General features: G+C 66.0%; 18 protein-coding genes. 6 read left to right on the top strand and 12 right to left on the bottom strand.

The window, feature by feature from the left end:
• Nucleotides 1-45: 45 nt before the first annotated feature.
• Genes NS355_RS02845 through dusB form a run of 5 tightly spaced genes read right to left on the bottom strand, consistent with a single transcriptional unit; the run spans nt 46 to nt 7,246 of the window.
• Nucleotides 46-1,422: a sigma-54-dependent transcriptional regulator gene (locus tag NS355_RS02845; RefSeq protein ID WP_056434891.1), complete on the bottom strand. Its 1,377-nt coding sequence runs from the start codon at nt 1,420-1,422 to the stop codon at nt 46-48.
• 7 nt (nt 1,423-1,429) lie between these two features.
• Nucleotides 1,430-3,676: a sensor histidine kinase NtrY-like gene (locus NS355_RS02840; protein ID WP_058744262.1), complete on the bottom strand. Its 2,247-nt coding sequence runs from the start codon at nt 3,674-3,676 to the stop codon at nt 1,430-1,432.
• Nucleotides 3,677-3,728: 52 nt separating this feature from the next.
• Nucleotides 3,729-5,183 carry a nitrogen regulation protein NR(I) gene (gene ntrC, locus NS355_RS02835; protein ID WP_058744261.1) on the bottom strand — a complete coding sequence of 485 codons (1,455 nt, stop codon included), beginning with the start codon at nt 5,181-5,183 and terminating at the stop codon, nt 3,729-3,731.
• 10 nt (nt 5,184-5,193) lie between these two features.
• Nucleotides 5,194-6,261, bottom strand: coding sequence for a two-component system sensor histidine kinase NtrB (locus tag NS355_RS02830; protein WP_058744260.1), 1,068 nt, complete (start codon nt 6,259-6,261; stop codon nt 5,194-5,196).
• The gene (gene dusB, locus NS355_RS02825) at nt 6,245-7,246 is read right to left on the bottom strand and encodes a tRNA dihydrouridine synthase DusB (RefSeq protein WP_058744305.1); all 1,002 of its coding nucleotides are present in this window, start codon (nt 7,244-7,246) and stop codon (nt 6,245-6,247) included. Before dusB ends, NS355_RS02830 begins: the two co-directional genes overlap by 17 nt.
• Before the next feature lie 92 nt (nt 7,247-7,338).
• On the opposite strand from dusB, the gene NS355_RS02820 reads away from it, so the two are divergent.
• From NS355_RS02820 to NS355_RS02810, 3 genes are read left to right on the top strand one after another with little or no spacing between them, the layout of a single operon-like run.
• On the top strand, nt 7,339-8,499 hold the full coding sequence (locus tag NS355_RS02820; RefSeq protein ID WP_058744259.1) for a bifunctional 2-C-methyl-D-erythritol 4-phosphate cytidylyltransferase/2-C-methyl-D-erythritol 2,4-cyclodiphosphate synthase: 1,161 nt from the start codon (nt 7,339-7,341) through the stop codon (nt 8,497-8,499).
• Nucleotides 8,496-9,020 (top strand): hypothetical protein, encoded by a 525-nt coding sequence (locus tag NS355_RS02815; protein WP_058744258.1) that lies wholly within the window; start codon nt 8,496-8,498, stop codon nt 9,018-9,020. The genes NS355_RS02820 and NS355_RS02815 overlap by 4 nt, the downstream gene beginning before the upstream one ends.
• A gap of 1 nt (nt 9,021) precedes the next feature.
• A complete protein-coding gene (locus NS355_RS02810; RefSeq protein WP_056434885.1) occupies nt 9,022-9,522 on the top strand; it encodes a CinA family protein in 501 nt (166 codons plus the stop codon).
• Here the strand turns inward: NS355_RS02810 and NS355_RS02805 are convergent.
• Nucleotides 9,483-9,941, bottom strand: coding sequence for a type II toxin-antitoxin system RatA family toxin (locus NS355_RS02805; protein WP_058744257.1), 459 nt, complete (start codon nt 9,939-9,941; stop codon nt 9,483-9,485). The two genes, NS355_RS02810 and NS355_RS02805, sit on opposite strands and share 40 nt — an antisense overlap.
• Complete coding sequence (gene lipA, locus NS355_RS02800) at nt 9,941-10,864, bottom strand: lipoyl synthase (protein ID WP_056435333.1); 924 nt, start codon at nt 10,862-10,864, stop codon at nt 9,941-9,943. Before lipA ends, NS355_RS02805 begins: the two co-directional genes overlap by 1 nt.
• A gap of 152 nt (nt 10,865-11,016) precedes the next feature.
• Between lipA and NS355_RS02795 the strand changes: the two genes are divergently transcribed.
• Nucleotides 11,017-11,673, top strand: a complete 657-nt coding sequence (locus NS355_RS02795) for a carbonic anhydrase (protein WP_058744256.1) — start codon at nt 11,017-11,019, stop codon at nt 11,671-11,673.
• A gap of 95 nt (nt 11,674-11,768) precedes the next feature.
• On the opposite strand, the gene aspS is transcribed toward NS355_RS02795, so the two are convergent.
• The gene (aspS, locus tag NS355_RS02790) at nt 11,769-13,574 is read right to left on the bottom strand and encodes an aspartate--tRNA ligase (RefSeq protein ID WP_058744255.1); all 1,806 of its coding nucleotides are present in this window, start codon (nt 13,572-13,574) and stop codon (nt 11,769-11,771) included.
• A gap of 138 nt (nt 13,575-13,712) precedes the next feature.
• Here aspS and rnd point away from each other — a divergent pair, with 138 nt between their 5' ends.
• Nucleotides 13,713-14,891, top strand: coding sequence for a ribonuclease D (gene rnd / locus NS355_RS02785; protein WP_058744304.1), 1,179 nt, complete (start codon nt 13,713-13,715; stop codon nt 14,889-14,891).
• A complete protein-coding gene (locus NS355_RS02780) occupies nt 14,888-15,175 on the top strand; it encodes an I78 family peptidase inhibitor (protein WP_058744254.1) in 288 nt (95 codons plus the stop codon). The genes rnd and NS355_RS02780 overlap by 4 nt, the downstream gene beginning before the upstream one ends.
• On the opposite strand, the gene NS355_RS02775 is transcribed toward NS355_RS02780, so the two are convergent.
• Genes NS355_RS02775 through NS355_RS02760 form a run of 4 tightly spaced genes read right to left on the bottom strand, consistent with a single transcriptional unit; the run spans nt 15,162 to nt 20,699 of the window.
• Nucleotides 15,162-16,634: a Ppx/GppA family phosphatase gene (locus NS355_RS02775; protein WP_058744253.1), complete on the bottom strand. Its 1,473-nt coding sequence runs from the start codon at nt 16,632-16,634 to the stop codon at nt 15,162-15,164. The genes NS355_RS02780 and NS355_RS02775 overlap by 14 nt on opposite strands.
• Nucleotides 16,635-16,651: 17 nt before the next feature.
• The gene (locus tag NS355_RS02770; protein WP_058744303.1) at nt 16,652-18,817 is read right to left on the bottom strand and encodes an RNA degradosome polyphosphate kinase; all 2,166 of its coding nucleotides are present in this window, start codon (nt 18,815-18,817) and stop codon (nt 16,652-16,654) included.
• A gap of 17 nt (nt 18,818-18,834) precedes the next feature.
• Nucleotides 18,835-19,443: an HdaA/DnaA family protein gene (locus NS355_RS02765; RefSeq protein WP_042482335.1), complete on the bottom strand. Its 609-nt coding sequence runs from the start codon at nt 19,441-19,443 to the stop codon at nt 18,835-18,837.
• A complete protein-coding gene (locus tag NS355_RS02760; RefSeq protein WP_058744302.1) occupies nt 19,440-20,699 on the bottom strand; it encodes a hypothetical protein in 1,260 nt (419 codons plus the stop codon). The genes NS355_RS02765 and NS355_RS02760 overlap by 4 nt, the downstream gene beginning before the upstream one ends.
• Nucleotides 20,700-20,732 lie beyond the last annotated feature (33 nt).

Here is a 20,732-nt window from a genome sequence, read left to right as displayed (position 1 = left end):
GCCCGATATCTATGGTCTCCACGGGCGTTCGTCCAGAGGTGGCGATCAATCCTCTCGCGTCTCGCTGATCCCCAACAGCTTCAGCTTGCGGTGCAGGGCCGAGCGTTCCATCCCGATGAAGCTGGCCGTGCGCGAGATATTGCCGGAAAAACGCCGGATCTGGACACGCAGATATTCGCGCTCCCAGCTTTCGCGCGCCTCACGCAGCGGAGCGCCCATGATCGCCGTCGCGCCGCCGCCGCCCATATCGGCCCCCTCCCCCAGCACCTCGGCGGGCAGCAGGTCGAGGTCGATCCGCCCGACGCGGTCGCCCGGTGCCAGGATGATCGTCCGCTCGACGACATTGCGGAGCTGGCGAACATTGCCCGGCCAGTCATAGGATTGCATCGCGACCATCGCGTCGGCGGCGATCTCAGGCGTGCGGACGCGACGTTCGCTGGCATAGTGCGCCATGAAATGCTCGACCAGCGGGGGAATGTCCTCGCGCCGTTCGGCCAGCGACGGGATCGTCACCGGCACGACATTAAGGCGGTAATAGAGGTCTTCGCGGAACCGGCCTTCGGCAATTTCCTGGGTCAGGTCACGGGCGGTGGCAGACACGACGCGGACGTCGACCTTGACGACGCGGGTGCCGCCGACGCGGGTGAAGCTCTGGTCGGTCAGAACGCGCAGGATACGTGCCTGGGTCGCGATCGGCATGTCGGCGATCTCGTCCAGGAACAACGTGCCGCCATGCGCCTGTTCGAGAAGGCCGGTGCGGACCAGATCGCCCCCCTCCTCCACGCCAAACAATTCTTCCTCGACCCGCTCGGGCGTCATTCGCGCAGCGCTGACCACCACGAACGGCGCATCGGCGCGGTTGCTCCAACCGTGGAGCAGGCGCGCGGCGACCTCTTTGCCGACGCCCGCCGAACCCATGATAAGCACCCGGCTGCCCGTCGCGGCCACCCGCTTCAGGGTTGCGCGGATGCCGTTGATGGCGCTCGACGATCCGGTCAGATCGGTTTCACGCCCGGCCGATGCCCGCAGCGAGGCGTTTTCACGACGCAGCCGCTCCGTCTCGGTCGCGCGTGCGACCATCAAGAGCAGACGCTCGGCCTCGAACGGCTTTTCGATGAAGTCGGCCGCGCCCTTGCGAATCGCGGCAACGGCCGTATCCAGATTGCCATGGCCAGAGATGACCAGCACCGGGATCGACGGATCGCGCCGCTTGATCTCGTCGAGCAGTTCCAGCCCATCGAGCTTCGAGCCTTGAAGCCACACGTCCAGCAGAACCAGCGACGGACGCCGCACCGCCACCGCCTCCAGCGCGGAGTCGCTGTCGGCCGCAACGCGGGCGTCATAGCCCTCGTCTTCCAGTACACCCGCGACGAGTTCGCGGATGTCGAGTTCGTCGTCGACGACGAGGATGTCCAAAGCCATGATCTTTTTACGTCCGGGTACGAGTCAAAGCGGTGAGCTGGCCCTCCCCAGCCAGTTCGGGTTCGGCGCCCCCCTGATCCAGTGCCGCCAGGGCACCGGCGTCGAACATCATCGAAACGATGGTCCCGCCGGAGGGATTGTCGGAAAAGCCGATGGTGCCGGCATGTTCCGCAATGATCTTGTTGACGATGGCGAGGCCCAGTCCGGTACCCCGCGCGCGCGTCGTCATATAGGGCTCGATGATGCGGTCACGCTCCGGCGGCAGGCCGATGCCATTGTCGGTCACGGTGATCGTGACCATGCCGCCTTGCTGGCCGACCGTCATCACGACCTCTCCGCCGGTCAGGCCTTCCGGGCGGGACTCAATGGCCTCCACCGCATTCTTGACGATGTTGGTCAGGGCCTGGCTCATCTGACGGCGGTCGCAGACGAGCGTCGGGGCGGGTTCCTCCTGATCCAGCTGGAATCGGACCTCGGGATGCGCAACCTCATGCAGGAACATCGCCTGGGCGCAGATATCGGCGATAGCCTCTTCGCGGAACACCGGCTTGGGCATCCGCGCGAAGGACGAAAATTCGTCGACCATGCGACGCAGGTCACCGACCTGGCGGACGATGGTTTCGGTCAGGCGGCCGAATGTCGGATCCTCAGGTCCGACGACCTTTCCATAACGTCGCTGAAGCCGCTCGGCGGCCAGTTGGATCGGGGTCAGGGGATTCTTGATTTCGTGCGCGATGCGGCGGGCGACATCCGACCAGGCGGCGCGGCGCTGGTCGAGCAACTGCTGGGTGATATCGTCGAACGTCAAAATCGGGCCGTCACCGGTTTGGGCGATGCGCACCGCAAGGGTCCGCATGTCGCCATCAAGCGCGACCTGCACCGTCGCTTCGCGCCGCCCCTGGTCGAGCAGCTCGTCCAGTTCGGGTGCGACCTCGCCCAACTTGCGCCCGACCAAACCGCCCTGATCGGCACCCAAGAGCAAATCCGCGGAATTGTTCGCGATCCGCACCTGCCGATCCCGTCCGATCGCGACGACACCCGCGGAAACGCCCGCCATCACCGCCTCGATCAACGCACGACGATTGTTGAGCTGGGCATTGGCGGTAACCAACTCCGTGTTCTGGCGCTCCAACTGGCCGGTCATCTGGTTGAAGGCATTGGCGAGGGTGCCGACCTCGTCACGAGTCTTGGGGTCGGGCACGCGGGCGGTCAGGTCACCGCCTGCGATCCGCCGTGCGGCATCGACCAGTTCGCCCACGGGACGCACGAGGCGGTCCGCCACTGCCAAGGCGATCCAGACCGCAATACCGACGATCAGGAGCGCGATCGCGAACAGAACGAGGTTGAACTTCAACTGGAGCGAACGAGCACGCCCCTGAAGGGCACGATAATCGTCGAATACGTCCTCGGCGGCGAAATGCTGCTTGCTGAGGAACTCGGCGTTCACCGGCGTGCCGATATAGAGCATCAGGCCATTGCCCTCGGGCAGCGGCGTGACCACCCAGACGCGCTGCTCGTTGATGCCGACCTCGGGCCGGCTCAGCTTGCTCGCCTGCTGGATCATTTCCGGCGTCACCAGCTCGCGAAAGGTCGTGTCCGACGGCTGGTTGAAGAAGTCGTAGAATTTGAAGCCCTGCTTGCGGTCGTAGGAGAACAGGACCGACTCCACCGTATCGCGCACGACCGTCTGCTGGACGAGATAGTCGTGGAAATCGCGCCGGTTCTCGCGCAACGCGGGCAGGTTCCGGCCGAGGTCCTGCGACATGGCACGGCCGGTGTCGACCCAACGCTTGATGATCTGCTGCTGCGACTGGCGGGCAATGTCCATGGCGTCGCCGAACGCCTGTCGGGCACGGTCGGAAATCCAGAATTCGGCCGAGGACTGGAACAGCACCGAAGCGGTGACGACGGTCAACAGGATCGGGATGCTTGCGGTCAGCGAGAACAGCGCGACCAGCCGCACATGGAGCCGTCCGCCACCGCCGACCGGCGATTGAGCCGCCCGTCGCATCGCGACCCGCCGACCCAGCAGCATCAACAGCAGGACGCCAGGCACCAGATTGAGCGCGAGCAACCCCGCCATCACCGGCGGTGCGATCAACCCCTGCGCATCATGGCGGCTGTCGATATAGACATAGGTCCCGACCGCGACTGCGACCGCCCCCAGGATGACCGCGACCTCCATGACCGGAGTGACCGCGAAGCGAGAGCGCGGCCCTTCGGCAGGTTCAGCGGGCTTCACGGACGCCAACATCGTTGCAATCGTACAACGTGAAGCGTGTCCTGCAAGCCACAATTCGTGAAAATTATGCCAGCGCCTCTCCACCCTCGTCATCGCCGTTGACGGGGATGTTGAGTGTATCGAGGCGCTTGCGCAGGGTATTGCGGTTGATCCCCATCGCGCGTGCCGCACGAAGCTGGTTACCGCCGTGACGCGCGAGCATCGCTTCGATCAGGGGACGTTCGACCTCGCCGATGATACGGTCATAGAGCGTACCGTCGTCCAGCGATGTCGGCTGCGCCATGGCGAGCCGTGCGATGTAGGCGCGCACCGCCGCCGACAGGTTTCCGTCCGCAGCCGCGACGCCGACCGCTGCGAAAGACGAACGCGCTTCTCCCAACATCGTCCGCACCGCTTCGGCATCGATCACCTCGTCGCGCGCGAGTACGGCGAGGCGCCGCATCATATTCTCTAGCTCACGCACATTGCCCGGCCAGTCATGGATGACCAGTACGTCGAGCGCATGGGTATCGATCCGGCGCTTGGGCAGTCCCTGCAGCGCGGCATTCTCCAGGAAGTGCCGGGCAAGAAGCGGGATATCCTGACGTCGTTCGCGAAGAGCCGGCAAGGCGATCGGCACGACGTTCAGGCGGTAGAACAGGTCTTCGCGAAATTGCCCAGATGCGACCTGCTGGCTGAGATCACGGTTCGTCGCCGCCACGATGCGGACATCGGTGCGGATCGTCCGAGCGCCGCCGACCGTCGTGAACTCGCCGGATTGCAGGACGCGGAGCAGGCGCGTCTGCGCCTCCATCGGCATATCGCCGATCTCGTCGAGGAACAGCGTACCGCCAGCCGCCTGCTCGAACCGGCCCGCATTGCGCTGCGCCGCGCCGGTAAAGGCACCGCGTTCGTGCCCGAACAACTCGGCCTCGATCAATTCGCGCGGGATCGCGGCCATGTTGAGCGCGACGAAGGGCGCGGCACGACGCGGGCCGAGGTCATGGATCGCCCGGGCGACCAACTCCTTGCCGGTCCCCGACTCGCCGGAAACAAGCACCGTCAGATCGGTCGACACGACGCGCGCGATTATGCGGTACACGCCCTGCATCGCCTGCGATCGGCCGATCAGCGGCAGGGCCCGATCATCCTCCCCCAACCCGTCCTCGACCAATACACCGCGCCGGGCAAGCGCCCCGGCGACGGCATGGGTCAGCGCATCGAGGTCGAAGGGTTTGGGCAGATACTCATACGCCCCGACCTCTGCGGCGCGGACGGCAGTGGTCAGCGTGTTCTGCGCCGACAGGACGATGATCGGCAGGGCGGGAAACCGCTCGGCCACGCCGCGGATATGATCGATCCCGTCACCGTCCGGCAGGATCACGTCGGTGACCAGCACGTCCGGCGCGCCTCCCGCAAGGATACGGTCCAGCCTTGCCAGTGTCTCCACCGTCGTAACCTCATACCCCGCCCGCCGCAGGGCCTGACCGACGACGGTGCGGATGGCGGCGTCGTCATCGACGACGAGGACGTGGCTCATGATGGGCGGCTCATGGATGGGCTCTCGGAAGAAGCAGGCGGAGGACCGTCATTTCCGGCGTACCCTCCCTGGCATATTGAATGATCCCGCTCATGTCGCGAACGAGCTTGTCGACAAGCGCGAGGCCCAGCCCCTGCCCCTCGCGTCGCCCCGACACGAACGGGTCGAACAAGTGATCGACGATGTCGGCGGGTGCGCCGGGGCCATTGTCGATCACGCAAATCTCGATCGGCAGCGGCAGACGGGGTTGCCCCTCGCCTGCGCTGACCGACATGCCATGACGATAGGCGGTGGTCAGGACGATGTGCGGGTTGCGAACCGCACGAACGGCTTCGCGGGCATTCTTCAGCAGGTTGATGACGATCTGGAGCAGCGCATCGCGGTTGATGCGTGCAGGAGGCAGCGAAGGGTCGAACCGCTCCTCGATGGGAATGCCTCGTGCAAAGCCCGCCAAAGCAACGCCACGGGCGTGGCCGAGCAGCGGATAGATATTCTCCGACGCCAGCGGCAGCGGCCGGGTATCGCTGAAATCCTGCATCCGGTCGATCAGCGCGGCGATACGGTCGACCTCGGTCGTAATGAGCGTGGTCAGTTCGCCACCGTTGAGCAATTGCGCCGCCCCCCGGATGCCTGACAGCGGGTTCTTGATCTCGTGCGCCAGCATCGCGGCAGCCCCCACCGCAGCCCGCGCACCTGCGCTACGGTCGGACGCATGGGCCAGTCGCCGCGAAGGACCTGCACTATGCAGAGTGATGGCGCGCCAGCCGGGATAGTCGGGAATTTGCGCCTCGACGAAATCGACCCGGATTTTAGGGCCATGCGGTGTGGCGATCACCGTGTCGTAAACGGCAAAGCCATGCCCGTCCCGACTGCGGGGCGCGTCCGGCGGCGGCAGGATCGCGGCGAGCGGCTGCCCGGTCATCAGCCGCTCGGACAAGTTGAGCAGTTGCTCGGCCAGCCCATTGGCATGGGCGATACGGTCGTCGGGATCGACCACGACCACGGCCACCGGCAGCGCCGCGAACAGCGCGCCGAAACCGGGCCGACCGTGACCCGCCGTGTCAGGCAGCCGCTGCAAGCTCGATCTGCGGCATGTAGAAATCGTACAGCATCGCCTTGACCCGGTCGGCGCTGGCTTCGTGGTTTACCGTGTTGCGGAACTCGGCAGAGCCGTGCAGGCCACGGGTGTACCAGCCGATATGCTTGCGAGCCATGTTGACGCCAGTCTCGGTGCCATAATGATCCAGCATCGCGTCATAATGCTCAGTAACGGCACGATATTGCTCGTCGAGCGCTGGATCCTCGCGACGTTCGCCGGTGGCGAACCAGTGCATGACCTGACCCAGCAGCCAGGGACGGCCATAGGCACCACGTCCGATCATGACGCCATCCGCCCCCGACTGGTCGAGCGCCTTGTCGGCATCGTCGATCGAGCAGATATCGCCATTGGCGATGACCGGGATCGACACCGCGTCCTTGACGTTGCGGATGAACGCCCAGTCGGCACTGCCCTTGTACATCTGGTTGCGGGTGCGGCCATGAACGGTGATCATCTTGACCCCGATATCCTCGGCGATCCGCGACAGTTCGGGTGCGTTCAGACTGTCATGACACCAGCCCATCCGCATCTTCAGCGTGACGGGCACATCGACCGCCTTGACGGTCGCCTCGATGATGGCCGAGGCCAGCTTCAGGTCGCGCATCAACGCCGAGCCCGCATCGCCGTTGACGACCTTGCGCACCGGGCAGCCCATGTTGATGTCGATGATCGCGGCCCCGCGATCGGCGTTCAGCTTGGCGGCCTCTCCCATTTCATAGGGGGTGCAGCCGACCAACTGCATCGACACCGGCTCTTCCAACGGATGCCAGGCGGCCTTCTGGATCGACTGGCGCGTTTCCCGGATCGCGGCCTGGCTGGCGATCATCTCGGTGACGTTGAGGCCCGAGCCATAGCGGCGGACAAGCGTACGGAACGGCATGTCGGTGACGCCGGTCATCGGCGCCAGCACAACGGGGCTGTCGATCGTCACCGGACCGACCTGGATGGGAGCGAGATTACGCATCATACTGCCTGAAAATTAAGCAGTCGCTATACGGGAAGAGGCGCGTCAAGGCAAGATTGGCGAGTGCGGCGAAAAGCCGCTAGGCGGACGACATGAGCCAGGATGGAAAGATCGCCGCACTGATCGTCGCGGCGGGCGGGGGTTCCCGCATGGGCGGCGGCATACCGAAGCAGTTTCGCAACCTTGGTGGGCGGCCGATGCTCGGCTGGAGCCATGCCGCCTTCGCCTCCCACCCTGCCGTAGACACCGTCCTGACGGTGGTCGCGGAGGAGCAGATGGATCATGCCCGGTCGATCCTACCTGACGCGTGGATGGAGGCGGGCGGTGCCAGTCGGCGGGAATCGGTGGCGCGCGGGCTTCGCCACCTCGCGCTGAACGGCGTGACGCAGGTGCTGATCCATGACGCCGCGCGTCCGTTCCTGTCGGCCGACGTCATCGACCGGGTGCTGGCAGGACTAAAGGCTGCCGATGGGGCGATGCCTGTCCTGCCCGTGGCCGACACGCTCGCCCGGTCGCTGGACGATGCATTGGGCGAAACCGTCCCCCGCGACGGCATGGTCCGCGTCCAGACCCCCCAGGCTTTTCATCTGCAAGCCGTGATCGCCGCTCACGCCGCCTGGCCCGCCGAAGCGGAAGCGACGGACGACGCGCAGATGGTGCGACGGCTTGGCGGGCGCGTCGCTTTGGTGCAGGGCGATGCCATGCTCGAGAAAATCACCTATCCCGACGACATGACCGGAGCCGATATGCGCCTGACCTGGGAAACCCGGACCGCCATGGGCTATGACGTCCATCGGCTGGAGGATGGCGAGGAATTGTGGCTGGGCGGCGTGCTCATCCCCCATCATCAGGGCCTGTCGGGGCATAGCGACGCCGATGTCGCGCTCCACGCGCTGACCGATGCATTGCTCGGTACGATCGCCGCTGGTGATATCGGGGCCCACTTCCCCCCCAGCGATCCGCAGTGGAAGGGTGCCGAGTCGGGCCAGTTCCTGCAACATGCCGCCAAGCTGATCGCCGACAAGGGCGGTCGGATCGATTTCGTCGACCTGACCATCATCTGCGAAGCACCCAAGATCGGCCCGCACCGCGCCGCCATGGTGGAGCGGATCGCCGGACTGCTGAACATCGACCAGAGCCGGGTCAGCCTGAAGGCCACCACGACCGAGCGGCTGGGCTTTACCGGGCGTGGCGAAGGTATCGCGACCCAGGCGGTGGCGACCGTCCGCCTGCCCGGTGGAGCGGCGGCATGAAGCGGCTGGGCCTGATCGTCGCGCTGGCTGCCCTCGTCGCACCCGAAGTGGCAACGGCGCAGAGGGCCTGCATCACCGGGCCCGAGGCGGAGGCGATGACGCTGGTCGCCATGCCCGACATATTGCGCGAAACGGGCCGGGTCTGCGGTGCGCGCCTGCCCGCCAGCAGCCTGATCCGGGGCGGCGGCTCGCTGATCTCGAGATATGAAAGTGCCGCCGATCAGGCATGGCCCGCCGCCAAGGCCGCGATCGTCAAGCTGTCCGATCCGGCGATCGATACGTTGCTGCAATCGGATTATGCCCGGCCGTTGCTTACCTCGCTGCTCGTCCCGTTCATCGTAGGACGGATCGGGCTGGAGGATTGCGGGACGATCGACCGGCTGGTCACGCAGCTTGCCCCCCTGCCCCCGCGCAACATGGCCGGGGTGGTCGTGACCGCCCTGCAATATCTCAAGACCGAAAAGGCACGGGGGCGGCAGGTGGCCGTGCCCGACCTGCCGCTCTGCACCAACGGAAACTGATATGGACGTCCTTCTCCCCCGCGAGCTGATCGAACTGGCCGAGCGCGTCGTCGTCGCCAACCGCGCGGCAGGTCGCCGCGTGGCACTGGCCGAAAGCTGCACCGGGGGTCTGGTCGCGGCGGCGTTGACCGAAATCCCCGGATCGTCCGACGTCGTCGAGGCGGGGTTCGTAACCTACTCCAACCAGGCGAAGATCAGCCTGTTGAAGGTCAATCCGGAAGTCATCGAGACCTTCGGCGCCGTCTCGACCGCCACGGCCTGGGGCATGGCGCAGGGTGCGCTGGCGGCCAGCGAGGCGGACGTGGCGGTCGCCATCACCGGCGTCGCGGGGCCGGGTGGCGGCACGGCAAAGAAGCCGGTCGGAACCGTCGTCTTCGCCCAGGCGCTACGCGGCGGCGATCCCGAGGATGTGAAGGCCGAACGCCATGAGTTCGGCGATATCGGGCGCGGTGGTATCCGGCTTCAGGCGGCGCTGTTGGCGCTGGAGCTGTTGCTGCCGTAAAGCTTGGCGGCGCGATCCTCGAACGCGCCGATCATGCGGCGGAGCGCGGTGCCGAACACCTGCCCCGCCAGCATTTCGAACACCCGGTTCTTGAACGCGAAGTCGACGGTGAAGTCGACAGCGCAGCCCTGCTCCTCCGGGCGGAAGCGCCAGTTGTTGCGCAGATACTTTAGCGGGCCGTCGAGATATTCGACGTCGATCGATCCCGGCCGGTCCTTGGTGACGCGGCTGGTAAAGGTCTCGCGCAGCCCCTTGAAGCCGACGATCATGTCGGCCACCGTTTCGGTCGGCGTGTCCGAGCGGACCCGCATCGCCGATACCCAGGGCAAGAACTCCGGGTAACGGGCGACGTCGGCGACCAGATCGAACATCTGCTCCGGTGTGTAGGGCAGATGCCGCGTCTCGCTATGCTTGGGCATCAGCGCGCGCTTGCGAGCTTCGCCTCGCGGGCCGACCGCAGCCGCTCGAAATCGTCACCCGCATGATAACTGGAGCGGGTCAGCGGCGAGCTGGCGACCAGCAGGAAGCCCTTGGCCCGCGCGATCGCGGCATAGGCGTCGAAGGCCTTGGGCGTCACGAACTCCGCGACCTTGGCATGGCGCGGCGTCGGCTGGAGATACTGGCCCATGGTCAGGAAGTCGATGTCGGCCGAGCGCATGTCGTCCATCACCTGATGGACCTCCAGCCGCTCTTCACCCAAACCCAGCATCACGCCCGACTTGGTGAAGATGGATGGGTCGTGGCGCTTGACGCTCTCCAGCAGGCGCAGCGAGGCATAATAGCGCGCGCCCGGCCGGATCGTCGGATAGAGCCGGGGGACCGTCTCCAGATTGTGGTTGTAGACGTCCGGCCGCGCCTCGACGATCGACTCGATCGCGGCCTGCGCCTTGTTGCGGAAGTCCGGGGTCAGGATTTCGATGGTCGTGTCGGGCGTGGTCCGGCGCAGCGCCTCAATCACCTTCACGAACTGCGACGCGCCGCCGTCGGGCAGATCGTCCCGGTCGACCGAGGTGACGACGATATGCTTCAGGCCCATCTGCGCCGCGGCGTCGGCCACGTTCTGCGGCTCCATCGCATCGACCTTGCGCGGCATGCCGGTCTTCACGTTGCAGAAGGCGCAGGCGCGGGTGCACGTGTCGCCCAGGATCATCACGGTCGCGTGCTTCTTCGACCAGCATTCGCCGATGTTCGGGCAGGCGGCCTCTTCGCAGACGGTCGTCAGGCTCTTGGCACGCATCAGCTCGCGGGTCGCGGCAAAACCGGCGCTCGTCGGGGCCTTGACGCGGATCCAGTCCGGCTTGCGCGCGCGCACCGGCGCGGCCAACGGTGTCAACTCGTTCATGCCCGCGAAATAGCGATGCTGCCCGCTCGACACAATGCCCACGAGCGCAGCGAACATAACGGTGGACAGACACATTTTGATATGGAACCGAAACGGCCATGCTCGGGTTCGCCTGCTACAGCATCGTTTCCTTTACTGGATAAGAGAGAGCAATGACCGACTTTAACGACCTCGTGGATGGCTATCAGCGCTTTCGGACCTCCGATTGGCGTCGCCAGCGCGACCGCTGGGCCGAGTTGAAGGAAGGCCAGAGCCCCAAGGTGATGGTCATCGCCTGCTCGGACAGCCGTGTCGATCCGGCGCAGATCTTCGATACGCTGCCGGGCGAAATCTTCGTCGTGCGCAACGTCGCCAACCTCGTCCCCCCGTTCGAGACGGGCGGCGGTCATCACGGCGTCTCGGCCGCGCTGGAATTTGCGGTGACGCAGCTGGAAGTGACCGATGTCGTCATCATGGGCCACGGCGCCTGCGGCGGCTGCAAGGCCGCTTTGACGCAAGGTTTCGCGCATGCGCCTCAGGGCGAAGGCGGCTTCGTTTCGGACTGGGTCAGCCTGCTCGACGGTGCCCGTGAAAAGGTCATCGCCAAGCATGGCGACGGTGCCGATGCCGATGCGATGCGCGAAATGGAGCTGGAATCGGTCCGTACCTCCATCGCGAATCTGCGTACCTTCCCCTTCGTCACCAAGCGTGAGGATGCGGGTACGTTGACCCTGCGCGGCGCCTATTTTGCGATCGCCGATGGCGTCCTGCACCTGATGAACGAAAACGGCGATTTCCAGCCCGCCGTTCCCGCCCTGGCTGCGGCGTAAGGAACTCGGTCCGGGTCCCCGACCCGGACCCGAGACAAAAACAGGGTGGACGCCGCATCCGGCGCCCGCCCTTTTCCTTACCCTGAAGAACCGGGTCAGCCAGCGACCACCTGATCCACGTCTTTCTTCGGCTCGGCCGTCGAGCGCAGTGACAGCTCACGCATCTGCTTGTTGCTGGGCAGGCTGGGCGCCCCCATCAGCAAGTCTTCGGCACGCTGGTTCATCGGGAACAGCGAGATCTCGCGCAGGTTCTGCGCGCCGCAGATCAGCATGACGATACGGTCGACACCGGCGGCCATGCCGCCATGCGGCGGCGCGCCATACTGGAAGGCACGATAGAGGCCCCCGAAGCGTTCCTCGACATCGGCTTTGGACAGGCCGACCTTCTCGAACGCGGCGACCATCAGCTCAGGGCTCTGGTTGCGGATCGAACCCGAGGCGATTTCGAAGCCGTTGCAGACCAAGTCATACTGGTACGCCTTGAGCGACAGCGGATCGGCGGAGTTCAGCGCCTCCATGCCACCCTGCGGCATCGAGAAGGGATTGTGCGCGAACTCGACCTTCTTCTCGTCCTCGTCCCATTCGTAGAAGGGGAAGTCGACGATCCAGCAAAGTCGGAACGCGCCCTCTTCGATCAGGCCCAGCTGCTCGGCGACACGGGTCCGCGCCAGCCCTGCCAGCTTGGCCGCCGCCTCGACCTTGCCCGCCGCGAAGAACAGGCCGTCATCGGGGCCGAGGCCAAGCGCGGTGTAGATCGCCTCCATGCCCTCGGTGCCATGGTTCTTGGCGATCGGACCGCCGAACTCGCCGCCCTTGCGGGTGACATAGCCCAGGCCCGCATGACCTTCCGCACGCGCCCACTCATTCATCTCGTCGAAGAACTTGCGGCTCTTCTCGGCGGTCTTGGGCGCCGGGATCGCGCGGACGACGCCGCCCGAGCCGACGATCTTCTCGAACAGGCCGAAGCCCGAGGTCGTGAAATGCTCGGAGACATCGGTGATGATCAGCGGGTTGCGCAGATCGGGCTTGTCGTTGCCGTACTTCAGCATCGATTCCGAATAGGGAATGCGCGGAAATTGGCCGATCGGGGTCACAGTGCGGCCATCGGCGAACTTTTCGAAGATGCCGCCGATCACCGGCTCCATCGTCTCCCACACTTCTTCCTGGGTGACGAAGCTCATCTCGAGGTCGAGCTGGTAGAATTCGCCCGGCAGGCGATCCGCGCGCGGATCCTCGTCGCGGAAGCAGGGCGCGATCTGGAAGTAGCGGTCGAAGCCCGCGACCATCAGCAACTGCTTATACTGCTGCGGCGCCTGGGGCAGTGCGTAGAACTTGCCTGGATGGATACGGCTCGGCACCAGGAAGTCGCGCGCGCCCTCGGGCGAGGACGCGGTCAGGATCGGCGTCGAATATTCGGTGAAGCCCGCCGTCTCCATGCGGCGACGCATGTCGGAGATGACCTGCGTGCGGCGCACGATATTGGCGTGCAGCGTCTCGCGGCGCAGGTCGAGGAAGCGGTAGCGCAGGCGGATATCCTCGGGATATTCCTGCTCTCCCGCCACCGGCATCGGCAGTTCCTCGGCCGCCGACAGCACGGTCGCGCCGCGTGCGAACACCTCGATCTCGCCGGTCGCCAGGTTGGCATTGACGGTCCCCGCCGAGCGCGCCTTCACCACGCCGTCGATCGTCACGACCGACTCGACCCGGACGCTCTCCAAGATGGCGAGCGCAGGCGTGTCGCTGTCCGCCACGATCTGGGTGATGCCGTAATGGTCGCGCAGATCGACGAACAGCACGCCGCCATGATCGCGCTTGCGATGGACCCAGCCGGACAGGCGGACCGTCTCGCCGACCGCCTCAGCAGTCAGCGCGGCGCAGGTGTGAGTACGATAGGCGTGCATGGCGGACATTCTCTGTACGTCGGGGGAAAGTGCTGCCGCTTCCCCGCCCGCCCCCTTTTTGTCAATCCCAATGTGGCCGAACGGCCTTCGCGCGCGTTCCTCTTTGTCAACCCGCGCGGGTCGGGCTATGTGCATGCGATGCACGTTCATCCGTTGATTACCGACAGCGCCACGCTCGCCAATCTTTGCGCCCGCCTCTCGCAGGCCGACTATGTGATGGTCGATACCGAGTTCATGCGGGAGAGCACCTATTGGCCGGAGCTTTGCCTGATCCAGATCGCCGACACCGAAGAGGCCGCCGCGATCGATCCCAAGGCGCCGGGACTGGACATGACCCCGCTGCTCGACCTGCTGGTCAATAATGATCAGGTTCTGAAGGTCTTCCACGCGGGCGGCCAGGATATCGAGATCATCTACAACCTGACCGGCAAGACCCCGCATCCTCTGTTCGACACCCAGATCGCGGCGATGGCGCTGGGTCAGGGCGAGCAGATCGGTTATTCGAACCTGGTCGACAGCTGGCTGGGTATATCGGTCGACAAGGGTGCGCGCTTCACCGACTGGTCGCGCCGTCCGCTCGACCAACGCCAAGTCGACTATGCGATCGGCGACGTCACCCATCTCGCCGCGATCTTCCCCAAGATGCTGGAGCGGCTGCGCAAGACCGGACGCGGCGCGTGGCTGGACCAGGAAATGGAGCGGCTGGCCGACCCGGCACACTATGCCAACGACCCGGACGTGGCCTGGAAGCGCGTGCGGGTCTCGGGCCGCAAGCCCGACATGCTCGGCCGCCTGAAGGCGCTGGCCCGGTGGCGCGAGTTGGAGGCGCAGGCCAAGGACCTGCCGCGCGGCCGCATCGTCAAGGACGAGACGCTGGCCGACCTGGCCGGGCATCCGCCGCGCAAGCAGGCGGACCTTGCCAAGGTCCGCGGTCTGTCCGCGACCTGGGCGGGCAACGACATCGGCGCGCGCCTGATGGACGCGCTGGACGGTGCCGAACCGCTGAGCGCCGACGAACTTCCCGCCCGCGACGACCGCAAGCCGGGACTGGGGCGCGAGGGGGCGCTGGTCGCCGATCTGCTCAAGCTGCTGCTGAAGATCCGGGCGCGCGACATCGACGTCGCACCGCGCCTGCTCGCCCGCGCCGACGATCTGGAAATGCTGGCGGCGGGCGTCCGCTCCGACCTCTCGGTCCTCGACGGCTGGCGGTTCGAACAGTTCGGCCGCGACGCGCTCGATCTGGTCGAGGGCCGCACCGGCTTCGTCGTGAAGGGCGGCAAACTGAAGATGGTCCGTACGGCCGAGGACGCGGCATGATCCGCTCGGCCGTCCTGCTCGCCCTATTGCCGCTCGCCGCCTGCATGACGACGCCAAAAGCTCAAGGGCTCGCCGATGTATCGGGTTGCGGTGACGCCAAGGTGGCCGATCTGATCGGCAAGCGCTGGACCGAGGCACTACGCGTGCCGACGCAGAAGCGCGCCGGTGTTCAGCAGTTGCGGGTCATCGCACCGGGCGACGCGGTGACGATGGATTATCGCCCCGACCGACTGAACATCGAAACCGACGCAGAAGGCCGGGTCGACCGGCTCAAGTGCGGGTAAGCCGGACCGGCACCTTGCCCAGGGCGGTGGCGAGTGTCGCATGGCGACGCTCCACCGCTTCGCCATAAAAGCCCCGGTCTGCGTCCAGCATCTCCAGGCCGAGGCGGGTGTCGTCCAGGACGAGGCCCGTCCGTTCCAGCGGCCCGGCCAATCCACCGCTGAGCCGCTGACCCAGCCGGATGGCGAGCCCCCAGCTGGTAGCCAGCTTCAACTGCGCAGGGCTGGCAAGTTCGGCCAACGGCGACGGCACGTCCAGGCCACCACCCAGACTGGTGTGGAGCGCCTGCGCCAGCATGGCACGCGCCTCTGCATCGATGCCGACCCAATTGCCGTGAAGGGCGATCTCGACACCACGCTCGGCGCGAAATTCCGGGTTCGCCCGCCATCCCACATCGGCCAGCAGACAGGCCGCATGACGCAGCCTCGCCTCCGCCGCCGCCTCGCCCGCGAACAGCGGCGCAATCCAGCTTTCCAGCAGATCGCCATGCTCCGGGAAGCGCCCCAGCAGCCGCCCTTCCTCGCGCGCCGCGACGATCAGCGGATCGAGCGCACGCGTCTTGGCATCCAGTCCGCCATAGAGAAGCCCCTCACGAAGGCCGAAGGCGGAAACCACGGTCGTGCTGCTGCCGAGATGCTTCAGCAGCACGCTGAGCAGCGCGGTGGCATCGGCCAGCGTCGCGGCGCGGCTGGACGATAGTCCCTTCACCTCGCGCAGGCGGGCCTTGCTGAGATGCGGGATGGTCCGCGACAGTCGCAAAATGTCGAGCGGCGTCAGTTCGTAATGATGGATGATCGGCAGCGGATAATCGGCCAGCGTCATGTCCAGCCGCGCCAGCGCGCGCCACGATCCGCCGACGAGGTAGAAAGGCAAACCGCGGCCGCGCCCTTCCCAGCCGGCTTCCTCGATCAGGCGGCCGATAAAGCGCTCGAACGCCTTGCTGCCCTTTTCACGCAGCGCCGGGATACGCAGCACGCCCAGCGGGAAGGACACGCGGTCCTCGACGCCGCCGTCACGGACACGCACCAGTTCCAGACTGCCGCCGCCCAGATCACCGACGATCCCATCGGCATCGGGAATGGCGGAGAGAACCCCCTCGCCCGCCGCCTTGGCCTCCTGTTCGCCCGACAGGAGTTCGACCTCCAGCCCCAGCGATTCGGCACAGGCGATCAGTTCGCCGCCATTGGCCGCGTCGCGCACCGCCGCCGTCGCGACCGTGCGCAGCGTCGTGACACCCATCTCGCGTGCCAGGCTGGCGAAGCGGGCCAGCGCGACCTGCGCCTTGCCGAGCGAAGCCGGATCGATCGCGCCGGTCGCAGCCAGCCCCCGGCCCAGCCCCGCCATCACCTTCTCGTTGAACAGGATCGCGGGGAGGCGCGGCGGCCCCTGATAGACGACCAGGCGAACCGAGTTGGAGCCGATATCGATGATCGCCGTGCGCGGCGCGCGGGAGCCTGCCATTTCTCAGCGGTCGCCCGTCAACGCTGCCGCCGGAGCGACAAAGTCGGTACCGCCTTGCTGGTGTCGAGCGCGGCGCCGCGCCCCGAAAGCGAGGGATTGGTCATGAAATACCGATGCAGATTGAAGGGGCGATCGCCGGGCTGGTCGCGGACATAGCTGCCGTCCGGCTCCAATTCCCAGCTCTGTTCATTGTCGAGCAGGTTGGCGACCATCACCTGGTCCAGGATCTGGTCATGGACGGTCGGGTTGAGGATCGGCAGCATATATTCGACGCGCCGGTCGAAATTGCGCGGCATCCAGTCGGCCGAGGATATGAAGACCTTGGCCGCGTCGTGCGGCAGCGCCTTGCCGTCGCCGAACGCCCAGATACGGCTATGCTCCAAGAAGCGGCCGATAACCGACTTGACCCGGATATTCTCCGACATGCCGGGCACGCCGGGACGCAGGCAGCAGATGCCGCGCACGATCAGGTCGATCTCGACCCCGGCGCCGCTCGCCTCGTACAGCTTCTCGATCACCTGCGGATCGACCAGCGAGTTGACCTTCGCCCACAGGCTGCCGGTCCGCCCGGCGCGGGCATGGGCGATCTCGGCATCGATCAAGGCCATCAGATTGTGGCGCAGATCGCGCGGCGACAGGCTGACCCGGTTCATGGCCACGGGTTCGACATAGCCGGTGATGTAATTGAACATCTGCGCCGCATCGCGCCCGAGCAGCGGATCGGCGGTGAAGAAGCTCAGGTCGGTATAGATACGCGCGGTGATCGGGTGATAATTGCCCGTGCCGAAATGGCAGTAGGTGCGAAAATCGCTCCCCTCGCGCCGGACGACCATCGACACCTTGGCATGCGTCTTCCAGTCGATAAAGCCGTAGACGACCTGCACGCCCGCCCGCTCCAGCGCGGAGGCCCAGTAGAGATTCTGCTCTTCGTCGAAGCGCGCCTTCAGCTCCACGATCGCGGTCACCGACTTGCCCGCCTCGGCCGCCGCGATCAGGGCGTTGATGATCGCCGACTGCTTGCCCGCACGATAGAGCGTCTGCTTGATCGCCACGACATCGGGGTCCGCCGCCGCCTGCTTCAGGAAGGCGATGACCACCTCGAACGTCTCATAGGGGTGGTGGACGACGATGTCCTTGGCCTTGATCGCGGCGAAGCAATCGCCCGCAAACTCGCGGATTCGCTCGGGAAAGCGGGGTGCATAAGGCGGGAACTTCAGATCGGGGCGATCCGAGTCGACCAGGGTATCGAGGTCACCGATCCCAAGCATATTGCCGCTCTCGGTAATGATCGCATCCACGCCACCCAACTCGCCACGCAGCACGTCGGCGAGTTCGTCGGGCATGCCCGTTTCCAGCTCCAGCCGGATCACCCGCCCGCGCCGCCGCCGCTTGATGGCGTTGGCGAAATAGCGGACCAGATCCTCCGCCTCTTCCTCGATCTCGATATCGCTGTCGCGTAGCACGCGGAAGGTCGCGGCACCGTTGACGACATATCCCGGGAATAGCAGCCCGGAGAACCGGCGCAGGATCGTCTCGATCGAGACATAGCGTGCGCCCTCACCCGGCAGACGGACGAAGCGCGGCATGGTGGCGGGGATCATCACCAGCTCGCGGATCGGCGCCTTGTCCGATACGCGGGTCAGGTCGAAGATCATCGACAGCCCCTTGTTTGGAATGAACGGGAACGGGTGGGCCGGATCGAGCGCCTGCGGGGTCAGGATCGGGAAAATCTGTTCGCGAACATGCGTCTCTAGCCAGGCGCTTGCCTCCTGGTCGATGGCGTCGCGCCGCAAAACGAAGATGCCCGCCTCGTCCAGCAGGTTGCGCAGGTCGCCCCAGACTTCCTGCTGGCTCGCCATCAGGCGATCCGCCTCGGCCACGATGCCGCTCAGCTGTTGGCCAGGCGTCAGGCCATCGACCGACCGCTGTTCGACATCCTGCGCCTGCTGCCCCTTCAGGCCCGCCACACGCACCATGAAGAACTCGTCGAGGTTCGATCCCGAAATCGACAGGAAGCGCAACCGTTCCAGCAGCGGGTGCTCCGTGTTGCACGCCTCTTCCAGCACGCGCCGGTTGAAGGCCAACCATGACAACTCGCGGTTGAAGTACCGCCCATTCGGCTCCGTTGCGAAATGATCGTCGTCGGGTTCCGACATTTGCGCGATATGGGCAGGACGGGTCATCATGTCTCGCTTAAGGCTTACGGCTCGGCGATCAGACCGGCCGCGATCAGAGTGGATCGTGCAAGGGGAATGGACAAGCGCGCGCGCCGTTCCATGGCCCCTTGGTCGAGCATATCCACTGCGCGGATGACAGAAAGGTGACTCCGTTCGATCCGAAGCGTCAGCCATTCGATCAGATCGGGCCGGGCATCCAGGCCGCGCCGCTCGAACAGATGCTCGAACAGTCCGGCGACCAGTTCATCATCGGGCGCGCCGATCTCCGCCAGGCTGCTGTTCGCCAGGCGCGAACGCAGGTCGGGCAGCTTCACCTGCCAGCGCGGCGGCGGCGAATCGGCGACGATCAGCAGCGGCAGCCGGTCGGCCTGCGCCCGGTTCCAGGCATGGAAGATCTGTACCTCGGGCACGCGCTCGGCATCGTCGATGATCGTGCCCCCGCTCTTGGCCGCGAAGATGCGCGCCAGCAGCGACCGGCCCGACTTGCGCGGGCCGGTGAGGATCGCGGCCATGGTCGGCCACGCTTCCCATTGTTCGAGCATCCGTGCCGCCATTCGGTTGGAATCGGTCAGCAGGAAGGCATCGGATCGGGGGTCCGCCGGCCATTGCAGCGGCAGCGCCATCTGGTTCATCCGGTCGTCACAGTATCCGTAGGAGGCACCGGCGCGGGCACTTGCGGTGCGCGCCGAATGCGAAGGGTGGTGCCCGATCCGGACACCTGAAGACCGCGCTGCTCAAGCGCACGGCGAAGCTGATCGGGGTCGCCGTCATAGGTGACGGCCATGATCGACACGCCGCCCAGCGCCAGGCTGGTCGTGCCCGCGCGCACCACGCCGGGAATGCCCCGGACCAGGCTTTCGGCATTGGCGACGGCGCTGGCGGTCGGCGCATCATATTGCAGCGTCACGGCAATCCCCGCGCCCGACGACGCGATGGTGGCATCGAGTCCCGCGATCGGCTCCTCGCCCGGCGTCGTATCGTCGATGACGACGGCCTGCGGCTTGGGCGGCGGGGCGAGTGTGGCGTCGGGATGCAACGCGCCGCTGGCCAGGGCCTTCTGGTACAGCCCGTCGAGGCGCGCGACGCCGGTATCCAGCAACTGAGGCAACCCGTCGGTGCTGCCGACACGCAAGGTGATCGTCCCGAGCAAAATATTGTCGGGCCCGTGCCGTGCCTCGAACACACCGATCACCGGACCACCCGGCCATTGCCGATAGAGATGGACGACGGGAATCAGGATATCCGACGCGCCATATTGGTCGAGGATCGAGCGCCACCAGCCGCGCGAGCGCCGTCCGATCTGCCCGGCATTCATCAACAGCGGCTCGGCGCCGGTGCCCGAGGGGCGGATATAATCGATCGTGCTGTTACCGGTGCGGAACCGCGCCCATGCCTGTTGCCAGGGGGTACGCGCCTCGAACATCTGCGACACGCCGCCCGACACCTGCAGCGGCATCACCAGCATCGGCGGCGAGCGGTCGGCATAGGCCGACACGCCCAGCACCGAGGCCGCGCGAACCCGGTCGAACAAAACGCCCAGTTTGGCGACATAGCGGGTCGGACCGATCTGTTCGTTCTCGACCACGATGCCGCTGACCAGCGAATCGAGCAGACCGTCCGACGCCGCGGTGCCGCCGCGTCCCAACCGCTGCGCCAATATCGCCCAGGCCTTGCGTTGGGCGATCCGCCAGCCGCCCAGCCGGGCGGCCTCGGGTGTCTTGCCCGACACGTCGACCGCGACGCCGGTGACTTCGTAGGATCCGCCATTGTCGACCGGCGCGACGCCGCGCGTCTGCCCTTCGATCTGGGCGAGCACCGCGCCGCCCCCTATGCCGATCCCGGCAAGGGCGGCCAGACCGGCCATGATGGAGGGCAATCGCAAACGCATCGCGGCCTTTTGGCGAAGCAGACGTGGAAATCC

Origin of the sequence: Sphingomonas yabuuchiae (genome assembly GCF_001477495.1) — a bacterium.
GTDB classification, from domain to species: Bacteria; Pseudomonadota; Alphaproteobacteria; order Sphingomonadales; family Sphingomonadaceae; genus Sphingomonas; species Sphingomonas yabuuchiae_A.
The sequence above is the reverse complement of the archived record's forward strand: the minus strand, read 5'-3'. Positions and strand labels throughout refer to the sequence as shown.

What these genes read in the sequence shown, in the direction of transcription:
- NS355_RS02845 (WP_056434891.1), bottom strand. Translation starts at nt 1,422, where the DNA reads ATGGCTTTGGACATCCTCGTCGTCGACGACGAACTCGACATCCGCGAA.
- NS355_RS02840 (WP_058744262.1), bottom strand. Translation starts at nt 3,676, where the DNA reads ATGTTGGCGTCCGTGAAGCCCGCTGAACCTGCCGAAGGGCCGCGCTCT.
- ntrC (WP_058744261.1), bottom strand. Translation starts at nt 5,183, where the DNA reads ATGAGCCACGTCCTCGTCGTCGATGACGACGCCGCCATCCGCACCGTC.
- dusB (WP_058744305.1), bottom strand. Translation starts at nt 7,246, where the DNA reads ATGCGTAATCTCGCTCCCATCCAGGTCGGTCCGGTGACGATCGACAGC.
- NS355_RS02820 (WP_058744259.1), top strand. Translation starts at nt 7,339, where the DNA reads ATGAGCCAGGATGGAAAGATCGCCGCACTGATCGTCGCGGCGGGCGGG.
- NS355_RS02815 (WP_058744258.1), top strand. Translation starts at nt 8,496, where the DNA reads ATGAAGCGGCTGGGCCTGATCGTCGCGCTGGCTGCCCTCGTCGCACCC.
- NS355_RS02810 (WP_056434885.1), top strand. Translation starts at nt 9,022, where the DNA reads ATGGACGTCCTTCTCCCCCGCGAGCTGATCGAACTGGCCGAGCGCGTC.
- NS355_RS02805 (WP_058744257.1), bottom strand. Translation starts at nt 9,941, where the DNA reads ATGCCCAAGCATAGCGAGACGCGGCATCTGCCCTACACACCGGAGCAG.
- lipA (WP_056435333.1), bottom strand. Translation starts at nt 10,864, where the DNA reads ATGAACGAGTTGACACCGTTGGCCGCGCCGGTGCGCGCGCGCAAGCCG.
- NS355_RS02795 (WP_058744256.1), top strand. Translation starts at nt 11,017, where the DNA reads ATGACCGACTTTAACGACCTCGTGGATGGCTATCAGCGCTTTCGGACC.
- aspS (WP_058744255.1), bottom strand. Translation starts at nt 13,574, where the DNA reads ATGCACGCCTATCGTACTCACACCTGCGCCGCGCTGACTGCTGAGGCG.
- rnd (WP_058744304.1), top strand. Translation starts at nt 13,713, where the DNA reads ATGCACGTTCATCCGTTGATTACCGACAGCGCCACGCTCGCCAATCTT.
- NS355_RS02780 (WP_058744254.1), top strand. Translation starts at nt 14,888, where the DNA reads ATGATCCGCTCGGCCGTCCTGCTCGCCCTATTGCCGCTCGCCGCCTGC.
- NS355_RS02775 (WP_058744253.1), bottom strand. Translation starts at nt 16,634, where the DNA reads ATGGCAGGCTCCCGCGCGCCGCGCACGGCGATCATCGATATCGGCTCC.
- NS355_RS02770 (WP_058744303.1), bottom strand. Translation starts at nt 18,817, where the DNA reads ATGACCCGTCCTGCCCATATCGCGCAAATGTCGGAACCCGACGACGAT.
- NS355_RS02765 (WP_042482335.1), bottom strand. Translation starts at nt 19,443, where the DNA reads ATGAACCAGATGGCGCTGCCGCTGCAATGGCCGGCGGACCCCCGATCC.
- NS355_RS02760 (WP_058744302.1), bottom strand. Translation starts at nt 20,699, where the DNA reads ATGCGTTTGCGATTGCCCTCCATCATGGCCGGTCTGGCCGCCCTTGCC.